17 protein-coding genes are annotated in these 15727 nt (G+C 66.7%); 10 read left to right on the top strand and 7 right to left on the bottom strand.

What is annotated here, in order from left to right:
* Window positions 1-232: 232 nt before the first annotated feature.
* Entirely contained in the window at window positions 233-640 is a 408-nt protein-coding gene (locus WS61_RS22395) for a DUF3005 domain-containing protein (RefSeq protein WP_059503554.1), read from the bottom strand.
* Window positions 641-918: 278 nt separating this feature from the next.
* On the opposite strand from WS61_RS22395, the gene WS61_RS22400 reads away from it, so the two are divergent.
* Window positions 919-1152: a hypothetical protein gene (locus WS61_RS22400; RefSeq protein WP_006480138.1), complete on the top strand. Its 234-nt coding sequence runs from the start codon at window positions 919-921 to the stop codon at window positions 1150-1152.
* Between the two features lie 136 nt (window positions 1153-1288).
* The gene (gene epsC, locus WS61_RS22405) at window positions 1289-2209 is read left to right on the top strand and encodes a serine O-acetyltransferase EpsC (protein ID WP_006482285.1); all 921 of its coding nucleotides are present in this window, start codon (window positions 1289-1291) and stop codon (window positions 2207-2209) included.
* A 46-nt stretch (window positions 2210-2255) separates the two neighbouring features.
* On the opposite strand, the gene WS61_RS22410 is transcribed toward epsC, so the two are convergent.
* The 3 genes from WS61_RS22410 to WS61_RS22420 all read right to left on the bottom strand — a co-directional run bounded on the left by WS61_RS22410 (window position 2256) and on the right by WS61_RS22420 (window position 4716).
* Complete coding sequence (locus tag WS61_RS22410; RefSeq protein ID WP_034205774.1) at window positions 2256-3059, bottom strand: SDR family oxidoreductase; 804 nt, start codon at window positions 3057-3059, stop codon at window positions 2256-2258.
* On the bottom strand, window positions 3059-3694 hold the full coding sequence (gene folE / locus WS61_RS22415) for a GTP cyclohydrolase I FolE (RefSeq protein WP_059503556.1): 636 nt from the start codon (window positions 3692-3694) through the stop codon (window positions 3059-3061). The genes WS61_RS22410 and folE overlap by 1 nt, the downstream gene beginning before the upstream one ends.
* Window positions 3695-3789: 95 nt before the next feature.
* Window positions 3790-4716, bottom strand: coding sequence for a LysR family transcriptional regulator (locus WS61_RS22420; RefSeq protein ID WP_034205772.1), 927 nt, complete (start codon window positions 4714-4716; stop codon window positions 3790-3792).
* Between the two features lie 163 nt (window positions 4717-4879).
* On the opposite strand from WS61_RS22420, the gene pobA reads away from it, so the two are divergent.
* The 7 genes from pobA to WS61_RS22455 all read left to right on the top strand — a co-directional run bounded on the left by pobA (window position 4880) and on the right by WS61_RS22455 (window position 11845).
* Window positions 4880-6112 (top strand): 4-hydroxybenzoate 3-monooxygenase, encoded by a 1233-nt coding sequence (gene pobA / locus WS61_RS22425; protein WP_059503558.1) that lies wholly within the window; start codon window positions 4880-4882, stop codon window positions 6110-6112.
* Between the two features lie 142 nt (window positions 6113-6254).
* On the top strand, window positions 6255-6971 hold the full coding sequence (locus WS61_RS22430) for a 3-oxoacid CoA-transferase subunit A (protein WP_034205770.1): 717 nt from the start codon (window positions 6255-6257) through the stop codon (window positions 6969-6971).
* Window positions 6972-6991: 20 nt separating this feature from the next.
* Entirely contained in the window at window positions 6992-7648 is a 657-nt protein-coding gene (locus tag WS61_RS22435; protein ID WP_059503560.1) for a CoA transferase subunit B, read from the top strand.
* A gap of 88 nt (window positions 7649-7736) precedes the next feature.
* On the top strand, window positions 7737-9110 hold the full coding sequence (locus tag WS61_RS22440; RefSeq protein ID WP_059503561.1) for a 3-carboxy-cis,cis-muconate cycloisomerase: 1374 nt from the start codon (window positions 7737-7739) through the stop codon (window positions 9108-9110).
* Window positions 9110-9895 (top strand): 3-oxoadipate enol-lactonase, encoded by a 786-nt coding sequence (pcaD, locus tag WS61_RS22445; RefSeq protein ID WP_059503563.1) that lies wholly within the window; start codon window positions 9110-9112, stop codon window positions 9893-9895. The genes WS61_RS22440 and pcaD overlap by 1 nt, the downstream gene beginning before the upstream one ends.
* A 10-nt stretch (window positions 9896-9905) precedes the next feature.
* The gene (gene pcaC, locus WS61_RS22450) at window positions 9906-10292 is read left to right on the top strand and encodes a 4-carboxymuconolactone decarboxylase (protein WP_006480129.1); all 387 of its coding nucleotides are present in this window, start codon (window positions 9906-9908) and stop codon (window positions 10290-10292) included.
* 194 nt (window positions 10293-10486) lie between these two features.
* A complete protein-coding gene (locus tag WS61_RS22455) occupies window positions 10487-11845 on the top strand; it encodes an MFS transporter (RefSeq protein WP_059503565.1) in 1359 nt (452 codons plus the stop codon).
* A 131-nt stretch (window positions 11846-11976) separates the two neighbouring features.
* Here WS61_RS22455 and WS61_RS22460 read toward each other — a convergent pair whose 3' ends face one another.
* The 3 genes from WS61_RS22460 to WS61_RS22470 form a co-directional block, all read right to left on the bottom strand.
* Window positions 11977-12225, bottom strand: a complete 249-nt coding sequence (locus WS61_RS22460; protein ID WP_059503567.1) for a hypothetical protein — start codon at window positions 12223-12225, stop codon at window positions 11977-11979.
* A gap of 110 nt (window positions 12226-12335) precedes the next feature.
* Window positions 12336-12953 carry a LysE family translocator gene (locus WS61_RS22465; RefSeq protein ID WP_059503569.1) on the bottom strand — a complete coding sequence of 206 codons (618 nt, stop codon included), beginning with the start codon at window positions 12951-12953 and terminating at the stop codon, window positions 12336-12338.
* Window positions 12954-13126: 173 nt separating this feature from the next.
* Window positions 13127-13909, bottom strand: a complete 783-nt coding sequence (locus WS61_RS22470) for a TetR/AcrR family transcriptional regulator (protein ID WP_095211807.1) — start codon at window positions 13907-13909, stop codon at window positions 13127-13129.
* A 118-nt stretch (window positions 13910-14027) separates the two neighbouring features.
* Between WS61_RS22470 and WS61_RS22475 the strand changes: the two genes are divergently transcribed.
* Window positions 14028-15722, top strand: coding sequence for a bifunctional 3-(3-hydroxy-phenyl)propionate/3-hydroxycinnamic acid hydroxylase (locus tag WS61_RS22475; RefSeq protein ID WP_059503571.1), 1695 nt, complete (start codon window positions 14028-14030; stop codon window positions 15720-15722).
* Window positions 15723-15727 lie beyond the last annotated feature (5 nt).

Below are 15727 nucleotides of genomic sequence, written 5' to 3' on the forward strand. Positions count from 1 at the left end.
CATCGCCATTCAATCGCAATCGCGCCGGGGCGAGCCATGACTTCGGTCAATGCGTGTGCGTCGATGCGATGCGCGACATGCATGACGCCGAATGCCGATGTCCATGCGCGGCATCGTTCGCGCCGGCGCCGTACGAGCGCGTATCGGCGCGCGGTCGAATCGCACGCGCCGATTCACCGTCATCGATCGATGGCGGTTCCGAAACGAACGGTCGCTTCAAACGCCGCGCCGGCTATTCCGGTACGGCCGTCAACTCGATGACGCGCTCCGGCCGGCGGCCGTGGCCGGGCCAGTACGCGCTGCCGTGCATCCGGTGAACGGGACCGAACGGCGCGTCGCCCGCGGGCGGCGCGTCGAAGCCTTTCTCGATCACCCTGTAGCCGGCGCGCAAGGCGAACGCCGGATGATTGCCGTCGGGGCGACTGTCGAAACCGGCGAAGCCGTCGCCGGCTTCCGGCATCGCATTGACGAGCGACGCGTTGCTGCGCGTGACCTGGTCGGGCGAGATCGGCCCGGCTCCGGCGAGGCGCGATGCTTCGCGGTTCTTGCCGTCGGTGTCGACCGTGCTGTCGTGCGTGTCGTCGTTGTCGAGTTCGATGCTGCGCGGATGCGCACGCGCTGTTCGAGCGGATGATTCCATCGCGGCTCTCCTGGCGGCGACACGCTCCGGATCAAAGCAAATCCCGTTCCGGGCACGACGGGAAAAGGCGCGCGGGCGATCGCCGCGGTCGCGCGACGCGCACTGATTTGTCATGATTTATTTCAGCTAGAAGACGCGTTTTCTACAGAGTATGATTCTTTTCCTGCGAAGCGGCGACAGGGGATGAAGTCTCGCCGCCTCTGCCCGCGCCGGGGCGCCGCAGCACCCTTAAAGACGGGTAGCGAACAACAAAGCAAGGGACTAGAGGTGGCGGACTCATGCAAGCGACTACTGCCTTCACGCACCGCGGTTATCTGTTGAATTGCGCGCCCGCACGCGCCAGTGACGGTTCGTTCAAGCCCTACGTCGTGATCTCCCGATCGAGCGACGGGGAGCTCGTCGCGAACCGGTTTTTTCCGATCGAGCTCCAGTTCAACGACGAAGGCGACGCGATCGCGCACGCACGCGACTGGGCCGTACGGTGGATCGACGCGAGCAGCATCTCGATGTGACGCCGTCGCGCCGATGCGCGTCGGCCATCCGGCCGATCCCCGGGGTGCCGCTCCCGGACAAAAAACGCGGTAATCTTGCGGAACCCGTCACTTTATTAGCGGCCGTGCACCCGAGCGCGGCTGCCCGCATTGGCCTATGTCGACATCACCCGCCCGTCAGTGGGGCCTCGAAGAAATCGTCGCCGGCTTGCGCGAGTCGCGCGAGGAACTCCATCGCACGCGCCATCCGCGCGGCATCCGCGAGCTGCCGTCGCGCGATGCGATCTGCAAGATCGTGACCGGCCTGCGCGCGTCGATGTTTCCGACGCACTACGGCGCGCCCGACCTGACCGACGAAAGCGTCGACTACTACGTCGGCCACACGCTCGAAAGCACGCTGCGGATCCTGTCCGAGCAGATCCGCCGCGCGCTGCCGTTCCTGCCGGAGCATGTCGATACGCCGTTCGCCGAGCTCGACGAACGCGCGTTCGAGATCGCGCGCGAGTTCGGCCGGCAGTTGCCGGCGATCCGCGCGCTGCTCGTCAGCGACATCCAGGCCGCGTACGCAGGCGACCCGGCCGCGCAGCACATCACCGAGATTCTGCTGTGCTACCCCGGCGTGCTCGCGATGATGCACCATCGGCTCGCGCACGCGCTGCACCAGCTCGGTGTGCCGTTGCTCGCGCGATTCATCAATGAAATCGCCCACTCGGCGACCGGCATCGACATTCACCCCGGCGCGCAGATCGGCCCGAGCTTCTTCATCGACCACGGCACCGGTGTCGTGATCGGCGAAACGGCGATCATCGGCGAGCGCGTGCGCGTGTATCAGGCCGTCACGCTCGGCGCGAAGAGTTTCCCCGCCGATGGCGATGGCGCGCTGGTGAAGGGCAATGCGCGGCACCCGATCGTCGAGGACGACGTGGTGATCTATGCGGGCGCGACGATTCTCGGCCGCGTGACGATCGGGCGCGGCTCCGTGATCGGCGGCAACGTGTGGCTCACGCACAGCGTGCCGCCCGGCACGAGCGTCGCGCAGGGCAAGGTCCGCGAAGGCGGCAGCGCCGAGAAGCCGTAACGCGGCGGGCGGCGGCGCGCTCGTTCGAGCGGGCGCCGCGCGTGCGTCAGTGCTTGCCGTCCGGCGAGCGGTGCTTGTACAGCACGTCCTGGTCCACGCGGATCAGGTTCTGGCCCGCGTCGACGACGAAATCCACGCCGTTGTACGCATTGCCCGTCAGCAGCAGGATCGCGCTCGCGACGTCGTCGGGGCCCGCGATGCGCGCGAGCGGCGTCGATGCGCGGCTCGCGTGTTCGAAGTCGGCCTGCGTCTGGTCGTCGCTCGGCAGCATCAGCCCCGGGAACACCGCATTCACGCGCAGCACTGGCGCGGACGACAGCGCGAGCATCTGCGTCAGGTTGCCGAGCGCGGCCTTCGCGACCGTGTAACTGAAATGGTCGCGATGGAAGTTTTCCTTGATCTTCTGGTCGACCACGTTCACGACGACACCCTGCGTGCCGGCCGCGCGGGCCCGCTCGTAGAACGCACGCGTGAGCAGGATCGGCGCGCGGCAGTTGACGGCCCATGCCTGGTCGAACGCGGCGAGATCGAAGCTCGGGAAATGGTCCTGCCAGAACACCGACGCGTTGTTGACCAGCACGTCGAGGCGCCCGAAGCGCGCATAGACCCGATCGATCAGCGCGGCGATCTGCGCGGCATCGGACAGGTCGGCCTGCAGCGCCGCGGAATCGTGCCCGCGTTCGGCAAGCGCGCGGGCGGCGGCCTGTGCGGCATCGGCCGAACGGTCGTAGTGCACCGCGGTGCGATAGCCGTGCGCGGCGAAATACTCGGCGAACGCGCGCCCGGCCCGGCGCGCGGCGCCGGTCACGAGCACGACGGGCGCGTGCGCCGTTTGCTTCGTCTGCTCCATCAGGTATTCGTGAGGTTGACCGAGGAAGGATTCGCGACGATCGACAGGAATTCGCGACGCGTCGACGGATCGGTGCGGAACGTGCCGAGCATGCGCGACGTGACCATCTCGACGCCCGGCTTGTGCACGCCGCGCGTCGAGATGCACTGATGCGCGGCTTCGAGGATCACGCCGACGCCCTTCGGCTGCAGCACGTCGAACAGCGTGTCGGCGATCTGCACGGTCATCTTTTCCTGGATCTGCAGGCGCTTCGCGAATGCGTCGACGAGGCGCGCGAGCTTCGAGATGCCGACGACGCGATGGTTCGGCAGATACGCGACGTGCGCGCGGCCGATGATCGGCACCATGTGGTGCTCGCAATAGCTCTCGAAGCGGATGTCCTTCAGCACGATCATTTCGTCGTAGCCGTCGACTTCGCTGAACGTGCGCGCGAGGATGTCGCGCGGGTCCAGCGCATAGCCGGCGAAGAACTCCTCGTATGCGCGCACGACGCGTGCGGGCGTGTCGAGCAGGCCTTCGCGCGCGGGATCGTCGCCGGCCCAGCGCAACAGCACGCGGACGGCGTTTTCCGCTTCTTCGCGGCTCGGCCGGGAGGCGACCGCCTCGGGCGGCGCGGATTTCTTTCCCTTACCCATGTAGTGGCTCCATCGAAGGCCGCCTGCGGCGGCCGATATCCGGCCATTGTTTCATGCTTTCGCCGGTCGTGCGTGCGGCCGCCGCGCCCGCTTCTTCACTTCGGCCATTCGTCCTGCTCGTCGTTGAACAGCGACGCGACGACGCCGCGCAGCCACGCGGTGCGCGGGTCGTTGTGATACTTGCGATGCCAGTGCTGCTTCAGGTCGAAGCGCGGCAGCGCGAGCGGCGGCTCGACGGGCACGATGAACGCGTGCTCGGCCGCATACGCATAGCCGATCGCGTGCGGCACCGTCGCGATCAGGTCGGTGCGGCTCAGGATGAACGGCAGGCTCATGAAGTGCGGCGTTTCGAGCACCGCGCGGCGCTGCATGCGCTGCTTCGCCAGATATTTCTCGAGCACTTCCTGGCTGCGCCCTTCGGCGCGCACCACCGCATGCCCGCACGCGAGGAACTGCTCGACCGTGAACGGCGGCGCCTGCTCGAACGGATGGCCGCGCCGCATCAGGCAGACGAACCGGTGCGTGAACAACCGCTGCTGGAAGAAATTATTGCCGTCGAGATCGGGGAAGTAGCCGACCGCGAGATCGATCGACCCGGCTTCGAGGCCGCGGCCGACTTCGTCGTGCGCGAGCGAGACCGAACGCAGGTTCGCGCGCGGCGCAAGCGTCGCGAACGCCTGCAGCAGCTTCGGCAGGAACACGATCTCGCCGACGTCCGACAGCGCGATCGAAAACGTATGCGTGCTCGCGGCCGGATCGAAATCGTGCGGCGCGACGAGGCCGCGCTCGATCTGCGCGAGCGCGTCGCGGGCGGCCGGCAGCAGCGCGAGCGCGCGCGGCGTCGGCTCCATCCCGCGCGACGTGCGCACGAACAGCGGATCGCCGAAGTACTCGCGCAGCCGGCCGAGCGCCGTGCTCACGCGCGGCTGGCTCACGCCGAGCAGGTCGCCCGCGCGGCTCACGTTGCGCGTGTCGTCGAGGGCGACGAGATAGGGAATCAGGTTCAGATCGAGCGCATCCATCGTCGGACCAGTATCGCAGAAACGTATACAACTTATCTCGGCAATCGCGTTGCCGCATAGTCGGGAAAGCGCTGAAATGTGTTCACTACTCGAACCGATGTTCAATTTCGCATAGGCCCGAAGCGTGCGCGCAAGCGCCGATCGCGGCCGTCAGGAGACAAACATGCGCACCCAGGTCGCCATCATCGGCGCCGGCCCGTCCGGCCTTCTGCTTTCCCATCTGCTGCGCCTGCAAGGCGTCGATTCCATCCTCGTCGAAGCGCGTTCGCGCGAATACTGCGAGAACCGCATCCGCGCCGGCGTGCTGGAGCAGGGCACGGTGGACACGCTGAACGAAGCCGGCCTCGGCGAGCGGATGCGCCGCGAAGGGCTCGAACATCACGGCATCGAGCTGCTGTTCGACGGCCAGCGCCATCGCATCGACCTGTCCGGGCTGACCGGCGGGCGCGCGATCACCGTCTACAGCCAGCACGAAGTCGTACGCGACCTGATCGCGGCCGGCGTCGAGCACGGTCATCAAATGCACTTCGAAGTCAGTGACGTCGCGCTGCACGACGTCGAAAGCGAGCGTCCGTTCGTCACGTTCAAGCACGCGGACGGCCGGGCCGACCGCATCGACTGCGATTACATCGCCGGCTGCGACGGCTTCCACGGCATCGCGCGCCAGACGATTCCGGCCGAGCGGCTGAAGACGTTCGAGCGCGTCTACCCGTTCGCGTGGCTCGGCATCCTCGCCGACGCGGCGCCGTCGCTCGACGAGCTCGTGTACGCGCACCACGACAACGGCTTCGCGCTGTTCTCGATGCGCTCGCCCACGGTCACACGTCTGTACCTGCAGTGCAAGCCGGATGAAGACCTCGCCCAGTGGTCCGACGCGCGGATTTGGGACGAACTGCACACGCGCTTCTCGAACGACACCGGCTGGACGCCGACCGAGGGCCGGATCACGCAGAAGAGCGTGACGCCGATGCGCAGCTTCGTGTCGGAGACGATGCAGCACGGGCGCCTGTTCCTCGCCGGCGACGCCGCGCACATCGTGCCGCCGACCGGCGCGAAGGGCATGAACCTCGCGGTGGCCGACGTTCGCGCGCTGTCTCGCGCGCTCGGCGCACGCTACCGGACGGGCGACACGACGCCGCTCGACGCGTATTCGGCGACCTGTCTCGAACGCGTATGGCGCGCCGAGCACTTTTCGTACTTCATGACGAACATGCTGCATACGTCGCCGGACGATTCGCCGTTCGTCAATCGCCTGAAGTTTGCCGAGCTGAAATACGTGACGCGTTCGCGGGCGGCCGCGCAATCGCTCGCCGAAAACTACGTCGGCCTGCCGTTCGACGACGCGACGGCCCCCGAGGCAACCCGCCTTGACAACGCGCTGTGCGCGCCTCTATGATCGGCCATCGTTCGCTAATCGAATCTAGGTTCGAATAGCGAACAAAAGCCGGGGTCGACACAGGCCTCCGGCGCGGCACGCGGCACGCGCGTGTCCCCTCGACAGGCCGCGCACGAGCCGCGGGTTCGCATCAGGAAGAGACATGGTCAACAAGATTTTCGAATCGCTTCAGTCGGCGGTTGCCGACGTCCACGATGGCGCGACGATCATGATCGGCGGCTTCGGCACGGCCGGCATGCCGTCCGAGCTGATCGACGCGCTGATCGAACAGGGCGCGCGCGACCTGACGATCGTCAACAACAACGCGGGCAATGGCGAGACGGGTCTCGCGGCGCTCCTGAAGGCGAAAAAGGTGCGCAAGATCATCTGTTCGTTCCCGCGCCAGAGCGATTCGCAGGTGTTCGACGCGCTGTACCGCGCGGGCGAGATCGAGCTGGAACTCGTGCCGCAGGGCAACCTCGCGGAGCGCATCCGTGCGGCGGGCGCCGGCATCGGCGGTTTCTTCACGCCGACGGGCTACGGCACCAAGCTCGCGGAAGGCAAGGAAACGCGCGTGATCGACGGCAAGCCGTATGTGTTCGAGACGCCGATCCACGCCGATTTCGCGCTCGTGAAGGCGTACAAGGGCGATCGCTGGGGCAATCTCGTGTACCGCAAGACCGCGCGCAACTTCGGGCCGATCATGGCCAGCGCCGCGAAGGTCGCGATCGTCCAGGTGTCGGAAGTCGTGCCGCTCGGCGCGCTGAACCCGGAACACATCGTGACGCCGGGCATTTTCGTCCAGCGTGTCGTCGAGGTGCCGCAGGCCGCGCACGCGGCCGAACTGGCCGCCGAACACGCTGCATCGCAAGCCGCCTGATCGCCTTGAGGAAAACCGACATGAAACGACTGACCCGCGATGAAATGGCCAAGCGCGTCGCCCAGGACATCCCCGAAGGCGCGTACGTGAATCTCGGCATCGGCGTGCCGACGCTGGTGGCGAACCACCTCGATCCGGCCAAGGAAATCTTCCTGCACAGCGAGAACGGCCTGCTCGGCATGGGCCCGGCGCCCGCGCCCGGCGAGGAAGACGACGAGCTGATCAACGCCGGCAAGCAGCACGTGACGCTGCTCACCGGCGGCGCCTATTTCCACCACTCGGATTCGTTCGCGATGATGCGCGGCGGCCACCTCGACTACTGCGTGCTCGGCGCGTTCCAGGTGTCGGCTGGCGGCGATCTCGCGAACTGGCATACGGGCGCGCCCGATGCGATTCCGGCCGTCGGCGGCGCGATGGACCTCGCGATCGGCGCGAAGCAGGTGTTCGTGATGATGGAGCACCTGACGAAGCAGGGCGAAAGCAAGATCGTCGCGCAGTGCTCGTACCCGGTCACCGGCGTGCAATGCGTGAGCCGCATCTATACGGATCTCGCGGTGCTCGACGTGACGGCCGACGGCCTCGCGGTGAGCGAGATCTTCACCGACCTGTCGTTCGACGAGTTGCAGAAGCTGACCGGCGTGCCGCTGATCGACGCGACTCAGAAGGCCGCCGCCTGAACGGCAAGCATGCCGGTGCGCGCATTCGAGCGCACGCCGGCGCGCTTGGGTAGACAATAGGCGCACGCCGTTTCCCCATTCCGACGCCATGCTCGAAGACAGCGCCCGCCTGACCTCCCTGATCTGCGGCAACGAGCCGCTCAACCGGATCTGGTCGCCCCGCGCGACGATCCAGCGAATGCTCGACGTCGAGGCCGCGCTCGCCCGCGCGCTCGCCGCGCAGCAGGTGATTCCCGCCGCCGCGGTCGCGCCGATCGAACGCGCGTGCGACGCCGGCCGGCTCGACGCCGAGGCGCTCGCGCACGGTGCGGCGCTCGGCGGCAATCTCGCGATTCCGCTCGTCAAGCAACTCACCGCGCAAGTGAAGGCCGACGACCCCGAGGCCGCGAAGTTCGTCCACTGGGGCGCGACGAGCCAGGACATCATCGATACCGCGACCGTGCTGCAGTTGCGCGACACGCTCGACGCGCTCGAACCGATGCTCGACGAAGCCTGTGCGTCGCTCGCGGCGCTCGCGCGCGCCCATCGTGCGACGCCGATGATCGGCCGCACGTGGCTGCAGCAGGCGCTGCCCATTACGCTCGGGCTGAAGTTCGCCCAATGGCTCGATGCGCTGCTGCGCCATCGCGCGCGTTTTGCCGAGTTGCGCGAACGTGCGCTCGTGCTGCAGTTCGGCGGCGCCGCCGGCACGCTCGCGAGCCTGCGCGAACACGCGGCCGGCGTGAGCGCCGCGCTCGCGGCCGACCTGAAGCTCGCGTTGCCGGCCGTGCCGTGGCATACGCAGCGCGACCGCATCGCGGAAGCCGCGTCGTGCTTCGGGATGCTGATCGGTACGCTCGGCAAGATCGCGCGCGACGTGTCGCTGCAGATGCAGACCGAAGTCGGCGAGCTCGGCGAACCGGCCGCCGCCGGCAAGGGCGGTTCGTCGACGATGCCGCACAAGCGCAACCCGGTCGGCTGCGCAGCCGTGCTGACGGCCGCGGTGCGCGCGCCGAACCTCGTCGCGACCGTGTTCGCGGGGATGGTGCAGGAGCACGAGCGCGCGCTCGGCGGCTGGCAGGCCGAATGGGATGCGCTGCCCGATCTCGCGCGCCTGACGGGCGGCGCGCTTGCGCAGATCGCGCAGATCGTCGCGGGCCTCGACGTGAATACGGAGCGCCTCGCCGCGAACCTCGATCTCACGCACGGGCTGATCCTCGGCGAAGCCGTGATGCTCGCGCTCGGCGACCGCATCGGCCGGCTCGATGCGCACCACGTCGTCGAGCACGCGTCGAAGGAAGCCGTGCGCACCGGGGCGACGCTGTTCGACGTGCTCGCCGCCGATGCGACCGTGTCGGCCCACCTGTCGCGCGACGCGCTCGCGCGGCTGCTCGATCCCGCACATTACGTCGGCGAGGCGCAGGCCTATGTCGATGCCGTGCTCGCGCTGCATGCGGGTGCGAAACAACCAGGAGAACATTGATGCCTTTCGCCACTGTCAACGGCGTGAAACTGCATTACCGGATCGACCGTGCCGCACGCGACGACGCGCCGTGGCTCGTCTTCTCGAATTCGCTCGGCGCCGACCTGCAGATGTGGGCGCCGCAGATCCGCCCGCTTGCCCAGCACTTCAACATCCTGCGCTACGACACCCGCGGCCACGGCCACTCCGACGCGCCGGCCGGCTCGTACACGATCGAGCAACTGGCGGGCGACGTGATCGGCCTGCTCGACCACGTCGGCATCGAGTGCGCGCATTTCTGCGGCATTTCGATGGGCGGCCTGACCGGCGCCGCGCTCGCCGCACGCTACCCGTCGCGCATCGTGCGCGCGGTGCTGTCGAATACCGCCGCGAAGATCGGCTCGCCGGAAGTGTGGGCGCCGCGTGCGCAGAAGGCACGCGCCGAAGGCATGGCCGCGCTCGCCGACGCCGTGCTGCCGCGCTGGTTCACCGACGCATTCGTCGAACGCGAGCCGCGCCTGTTCGATGCGATCCGCGACACCTTCGTGCATACCGACAAGGACGGCTACGCGGCCAACTGCGACGCGCTGAACGCGGCCGATCTGCGCGAGGAAGTGAAGGGCATCGCGTTGCCCGTGCTCGTCGTGACCGGCGCGAAGGACATGTCGACGCCGCCCGACCAGGGCCGCGCGCTTGCCGCCGCGATTCCCGGTGCGCTGCACGTCGAATTCGACGCCGCGCACATTTCGAACATCGAATGCACCGGCGGCTTCAACCGCGCGCTGCTCGATTTCCTGATTGCGTGAGGTGCCGGCGATGGATGACCAGGAACGTTATGAAGCAGGGATGAAGGTGCGTCGCGCGGTGCTCGGCGACGCGCACGTCGACCGTTCGATCGAGAACCGCACCGAGGTGACCGACGAATTCCAGAACCTGATCACACGCTATGCATGGGGCGAGATCTGGACCCGCGACGGGCTGCCGCGCCATACGCGCAGCCTGCTGACCATCGCGATGATGGTGGCGCTGAACCGCGGCGAGGAGCTGGCGCTGCACCTGCGCGCCGCGCGCAACAACGGCGTGACGCGCGACGAGATCAAGGAAGTGCTGCTGCAGACCGCGATCTATTGCGGCGTGCCGGCCGCGAATTCCGCGTTCCATCTCGCGGACAAGATCTTCAAGGAGCAAGATGCAGCCGGTTAAAGGCCGGCGGTGATCCGATGGGGCGGCCCGCCGAGGTTGGCGGGCCGTCGTCGATGAAGAACGCACCGGCAGCGAATCGGTGCGTGAACGAAGGAAAGGCGCGGCCATGAGGCCGCGCTTCTTGCATATATCAACGTTGCATGGGACCGGAAGGCGCTGACGCGCGCGTTTCGGCCGACAAAAGGAGACTAGCGATGAATCGCGCACCCGCGGTCGATGTCCAGACCTTCATCAACGAGCAGCCGTTCGGCGGCTTTCAATGGCTCGTGTTCCTCATGTGTTTCGTGATCGTGCTGCTCGACGGCTTCGATACGGCCGCGATTGGCTTCATCGCGCCGTCGCTGCTCGGCGAATGGAACCTCACCAAGCCCGACCTCGCGCCCGTGCTCAGCGCCGCGCTGTTCGGCCTCGCGTGCGGCGCGCTCGTGTCCGGCCCGCTGTCCGACCGGCTCGGCCGCCGTTCGCTGCTGCTCGGCTCGGTGTTCCTGTTCGGCGCCGCGTGCCTGATGTCCGCGTTCTCGAACACGATCGGACACCTGACGATCCTGCGTTTCGTCACCGGCGTCGGGCTCGGCGCCGCGATGCCGAACGCGGTCACGATGATGGGCGAATTCTGCCCGGACAAGCGCCGCGCGACCGTGATCAACCTGATGTTCTGCGGCTTCCCGCTCGGCGCCGCGTTCGGCGGTTTCCTCGCCGCATGGATGATTCCGCATTTCGGCTGGCGCAGCGTGCTGGTGCTCGGCGGCGTGACGCCGCTGCTGCTCGGCGTGCTGTTGCTGCTGAAGATGCCGGAATCGGTGCGCTTCATGGTCGCGAACGGCCACGGCATCGACAAGATCCGCGCGACGCTCGCGCGCATCTCGCGGGACGCGCTGAACGCCGCTTCGTTCGCGTTGACCGAAGCCGCGCCGCAGACCGGCGGCAAGGGCCTCGGCGTCGTGCTGTCGCGCTCGTACATCGTCGGCTCGGTGATGCTGTGGCTCGCCTACTTCATGGGGCTCGTGATCTTCTACGCGTCGATCAACTGGATGCCGATCTTGCTGAAGGATGCGGGCCTGGCGCCGAAGAGCGCGACGCTGATCTCGGCGCTGTTCCCGCTCGGCGGGGTGGGCGCCGTGCTGTGCGGCGTGCTGATGGACCGCTTCAACGCGAATCGCGTGATCGCCGTGTGCTACGCGCTGACGGCGGTGAGCGTATATGCGATCGGGCAGGCGGCCGGCAACGTCGGGCTGCTGGTGCTGGTCGTGTTCGTGGCCGGCGTGCTGATGAACACCGCGCAGTCGTCGATGCCGGCGCTCGCCGCCGCGTTCTATCCGACCGAAGGGCGCGGCACGGGTGTCGCGTGGATGCTCGGCGTCGGCCGGTTCGGCGGGATCGCCGGGTCGTTCCTCGTCGCCGAACTGACGCGCCGGCACTTCTCGTTCGCAGGGGTGTTCGCGACGATCGCCGTCGCGGGCGTGCTCGCGTGCGTCGCGCTGCTGATCAAGCAGATGGCGCGGCCGCATGGCGTTGCGCAGCCGGCAGACAAGATCGAGTCGCTCGGGCATTGAGCGGCGTTCGGGCCGGGCGATGCACCGGCCCCGAGCATGATCGATTCAGGCCGGTCGCACGCAGACCGACCGGCGCGCGACGACAGACCGGGCCGCGTTCGCGGCCCGTCGACATTTCGGCCGTCGCACCGTTACTCCTCCGCGTCATGCTCCTTGACGAAGTTGCGCAGGTACGCGCGCAACGCGGCTTCCCGGCCGCGATGATCGTCGTGGTTCGCGGCGCCCATCCCTTCCTCGTCGCCGAACAGTGTCGGCGGCGCGCAGTACGTGCCGACTTCGATGTTCTCGCGCAGCACGCGGATATCGTGCGTGAGCGGGTGATACTCGGCGACCCAGTGCATTCCTTCGATGTGCTCGCCCGCTTTCAGCATTGGCTTCATCGGCAATCTCCATGCAGAGCGGCGGTGCAACCGCCGAAGCGGTTGCACGCGCCCGTACCGAAAGGGTACGCCTGCATCACGCGAAGCTCAACGGGCGGGCTTGCGAGCGCTCAGTGCGGCAGCAGGTGCGCGACAAGCGGGTAGAGCGACAGGATCAGCAGCACGGCCATCGTCACGTTGAAGATGCGCAGCGCGCGGGGATTCGACAGGAAGCGCCGCAGGCCGAGGCCGAACGCGGCCCACAGGCAGATGCACGGGAAGCCGATCAGGATGAACACGACGGACATCCACGCGGCGTTCATTCCGTAGTCGGCGGACAGGCGGATCGTCGTCGCGGCGGTCAGCACCATCATCCACGCCTTCGGGTTGACCCACTGGAACGCGGCGGCTTCGATGAACGTCATCGGCCGCGGCTTGGCGCCGTGCGCCTTCACTTCGCCGGACGTGCCGATCCGCCAGGCGAGGTACAACAGGTACGCGACGCTCGCGGCTTCGAGGATCGTATACAGCAGCGGCAGGCGCTTGAACACTTCGCCGAGGCCGAAGCCGACGCAGAGCATCAGGATCGCGACGCCGATGCTGATGCCGAACAGGTGCGGCATCGTGCGGCGGAAACCGAAGTTGACGCCGGACGCGAGCAGCATTGTGTTGTTGGGGCCGGGCGTGATCGTCGTGACGAGCGCGAACAGCATGCCGGCGGGCAACGCGCTGAGGGTGAGGAATTCCATCGCGGATTCTCCATTCGGTTCGAGGCTGGGATGGAGATCAGTTTAGCGACGGTTTTCTGTACAGTACCGGTACAGTTGGCTTGACGAATGCCGGTACGGGGACGTGCGAATGCGTGACGGCGACCGTCAGTGCTACGCGGGTACCCGGCCTATCACAGGCGAACGATAGGCCGCTAACGTTCTTGCGATTCGTTGGGCCCAGATGTCCCAGCGGGCGGCAATGGGCGATTCGCAATCTCTATCGCTTCAGTTTGCGGCACACCCAAGGTCTGCAACAGGGATGAAGCTGCGCGCTCGGCAAAGCCGTTCTGACTGTACCCGATCATGTTCAACATGTCGGTAACCGGCTTCTCGTCCGCATCGAATCGGAGCTCGATCGCAATGGCGGTCAGTACCGCGCCCCCGACCGTGATCACGCTCATCAGCGGGTCACTTGCCGAGAATCTCCCCGCGAGGATGCCTTTCTGAATATCCCTCAACAACCTGGGTCCGAGGCCGCGGCTGAGCGCTCGCATGGACAACCCTTCGCGGAGGAGAAATTGTCCCCAAACCGGCTCACTTCTGGCTCGCAGCAACGTATGGCGCAGCGATACAGAAATGATCTCGGCGGGGTCGGTGAGGTTGCCTGCGATGCGGTCCAGGGTATCCGCGAACTCCTCGAACACGATTTCCAAAACCGCGGCATGAATCGCTTCTTTCGATTCGAAGTGGTTGTAGAACGACCCGAACCCCACGTCCGCGGCTTCCGTAATTTCATTGATCGCGACGCCTTCCATCCCCTTTTGCGCCATGAGTACAAAGGCGGCATCCAGCAGGCGCGCCCGCGTCTCGCGCTTTCGGCGCGCGCCTCGAGGCTCGCGAACCTCAGGGCTCGACGGCGCTTGCCCGTTCGAGAAGACGGCCGGCGACGGTGTTCTGGTGCGACGGGAAGAAGTGTTGGGCATCGGCGTGCGCATGGATTCGGTGTTTGAGTATACGTTCGAACGTCAAAATTGACAAAATCATCAATTATGATTTCAATGTCATAAAGGCGGCCGGCAGTGGCCAGTCTCAAGAACTGGAGATGGAACGGTGGTGGAGACAAACCTGACGTGCGAGCCGGGCGTCCATGAAGGCAACGACGGCGTGAGCTCTTCGGGCGGCCGCGACTTGCCGTCGGATGTAGACGTGCTCGTGGTGGGCTGCGGTCCCGTCGGCGCGGCGATCGGTGCGCTTCTTGGCCGGGACGGCGTGCGCGTGCTTGTCGTCGACAGGGCGGCGGAGATCTTCATGGGGCCACGTGCGATCGCGCTCGACAACGACGCGCTTCGCATCCTGCAGTACATCGGGGTGAACGAAGCCGACCTCGATACGGTGGCGATCCCGTACGTCCGGATGCGCTCTCCCTGGTTCGGAGAGTTCGGGCGCATCAATACGCTGGGGAGCATCGATGGCCATCCGAAGCTCGTGACGTTCTATCAACCGGACCTGGAGCGATGCTTGCGCTCGCGACTAGCCGCGCACCGCACGGCCCGAATGGCGCTCGGTGTGACGCTGGTCTCGCTCGACGAGCACGCCGATTACGTCGCCGCCACGCTCGACAGCGGGCCGGGCGCACGGCACGTCGTGCGCGCCCGCTACGTCGTCGGTGCCGACGGCGCCAGCTCGATCGTGCGCCAGCTGATCGGACAGGATTTCAAGGGCAAGACGTTCGCGGAGGACTGGTTGATCGTCGACGCGCGAAACGTGCGCCGACCCATCGACCATGTCGAGTTCATCTGTGACCATCGGCGGCCAACGCCTCATATGACCGCACCCGGGGGGCGTGAGCGTTGGGAGTTCATGCTCCATCCCGACGAGACGCGAGAAGAAATGGAATCCGACGAACGCATCCGCGAACTGCTCGCGCCGTGGGGCGGCATCGAGGACATGGTGATCGAACGCAAGGCCGTGTACCGTTTTCATGCCCGAACCGTCACGACGTTCAGCAAAGGGCGCGTTTTTCTCGCGGGTGACGCCGCCCATATCACTCCGCCGTTCGTTGGCCAGGGGCTCGTCGCCGGCCTGCGCGATGCCGCGAATCTCGGCTGGAAACTGGCGTGGGTCGTCAAAGGCCACGCAATCCCGAAAATCCTGGATTCCTACGATCAGGAACGACGACCGCACGCCAAGGCGATGATTGGCGTCGCGAAATTCATGGGCAAGCTCGTGATGCCGCGAAACGCCGGGATCGCGTTGTTCACGCATGGTCTGATGCGATTGACGCGGCTCGTTCCGCCGCTACGGAATCACTTCGACGAACTCGGGATCAAGCCGAAGAATGCGTTCCGGAGCGGTCTGTTCGTCCCCGGCCATTCGTCCACGCGGCTCGTGCGCGGCGCAGCCCTGCCGCAGGGATGGCTGCGCAGGCACGATGGGACGATCCGCCTGAGCGACGACGTGTTCGGTAGTGGTCTCGCGCTGATCGGATTCGGACGGGATCCAGGCGTCGAACTCGACGCCGGCGCGCGAGCCGCGTTGATCGCGGCGGGCGGTGTCGTGGTGCAGGTCGTGCACCGCGGGCAGCGCCTTCATCGCATCGAGGACGACGGATGGGAGGACCTGGACGGTACGTTCATGCCGGGTGTCGTGCGGTTTGGCTGGGCGGCCGTGATTCGGCCGGACAAAACGGTCCTGCACGAAGGCCCGGTGGCCGACTCGACCCGTCTGGTTCTCGAATCCCTGCGATTGCTTGGTGCACGCACCTCGTTGTCGTCGCTGTCCGATCACATTGCCCAGCCGATTTCCTGAGGCCC

Origin of the sequence: Burkholderia sp. ABCPW 11, assembly GCF_001523445.1 — a bacterium.
Classification (GTDB): Bacteria; Pseudomonadota; Gammaproteobacteria; order Burkholderiales; family Burkholderiaceae; genus Burkholderia.

What these genes read in the sequence shown, in the direction of transcription:
- WS61_RS22395 (WP_059503554.1), bottom strand. Translation starts at nt 640, where the DNA reads ATGGAATCATCCGCTCGAACAGCGCGTGCGCATCCGCGCAGCATCGAA.
- WS61_RS22400 (WP_006480138.1), top strand. Translation starts at nt 919, where the DNA reads ATGCAAGCGACTACTGCCTTCACGCACCGCGGTTATCTGTTGAATTGC.
- epsC (WP_006482285.1), top strand. Translation starts at nt 1,289, where the DNA reads ATGTCGACATCACCCGCCCGTCAGTGGGGCCTCGAAGAAATCGTCGCC.
- WS61_RS22410 (WP_034205774.1), bottom strand. Translation starts at nt 3,059, where the DNA reads ATGGAGCAGACGAAGCAAACGGCGCACGCGCCCGTCGTGCTCGTGACC.
- folE (WP_059503556.1), bottom strand. Translation starts at nt 3,694, where the DNA reads ATGGGTAAGGGAAAGAAATCCGCGCCGCCCGAGGCGGTCGCCTCCCGG.
- WS61_RS22420 (WP_034205772.1), bottom strand. Translation starts at nt 4,716, where the DNA reads ATGGATGCGCTCGATCTGAACCTGATTCCCTATCTCGTCGCCCTCGAC.
- pobA (WP_059503558.1), top strand. Translation starts at nt 4,880, where the DNA reads ATGCGCACCCAGGTCGCCATCATCGGCGCCGGCCCGTCCGGCCTTCTG.
- WS61_RS22430 (WP_034205770.1), top strand. Translation starts at nt 6,255, where the DNA reads ATGGTCAACAAGATTTTCGAATCGCTTCAGTCGGCGGTTGCCGACGTC.
- WS61_RS22435 (WP_059503560.1), top strand. Translation starts at nt 6,992, where the DNA reads ATGAAACGACTGACCCGCGATGAAATGGCCAAGCGCGTCGCCCAGGAC.
- WS61_RS22440 (WP_059503561.1), top strand. Translation starts at nt 7,737, where the DNA reads ATGCTCGAAGACAGCGCCCGCCTGACCTCCCTGATCTGCGGCAACGAG.
- pcaD (WP_059503563.1), top strand. Translation starts at nt 9,110, where the DNA reads ATGCCTTTCGCCACTGTCAACGGCGTGAAACTGCATTACCGGATCGAC.
- pcaC (WP_006480129.1), top strand. Translation starts at nt 9,906, where the DNA reads ATGGATGACCAGGAACGTTATGAAGCAGGGATGAAGGTGCGTCGCGCG.
- WS61_RS22455 (WP_059503565.1), top strand. Translation starts at nt 10,487, where the DNA reads ATGAATCGCGCACCCGCGGTCGATGTCCAGACCTTCATCAACGAGCAG.
- WS61_RS22460 (WP_059503567.1), bottom strand. Translation starts at nt 12,225, where the DNA reads ATGAAGCCAATGCTGAAAGCGGGCGAGCACATCGAAGGAATGCACTGG.
- WS61_RS22465 (WP_059503569.1), bottom strand. Translation starts at nt 12,953, where the DNA reads ATGGAATTCCTCACCCTCAGCGCGTTGCCCGCCGGCATGCTGTTCGCG.
- WS61_RS22470 (WP_095211807.1), bottom strand. Translation starts at nt 13,909, where the DNA reads ATGCGCACGCCGATGCCCAACACTTCTTCCCGTCGCACCAGAACACCG.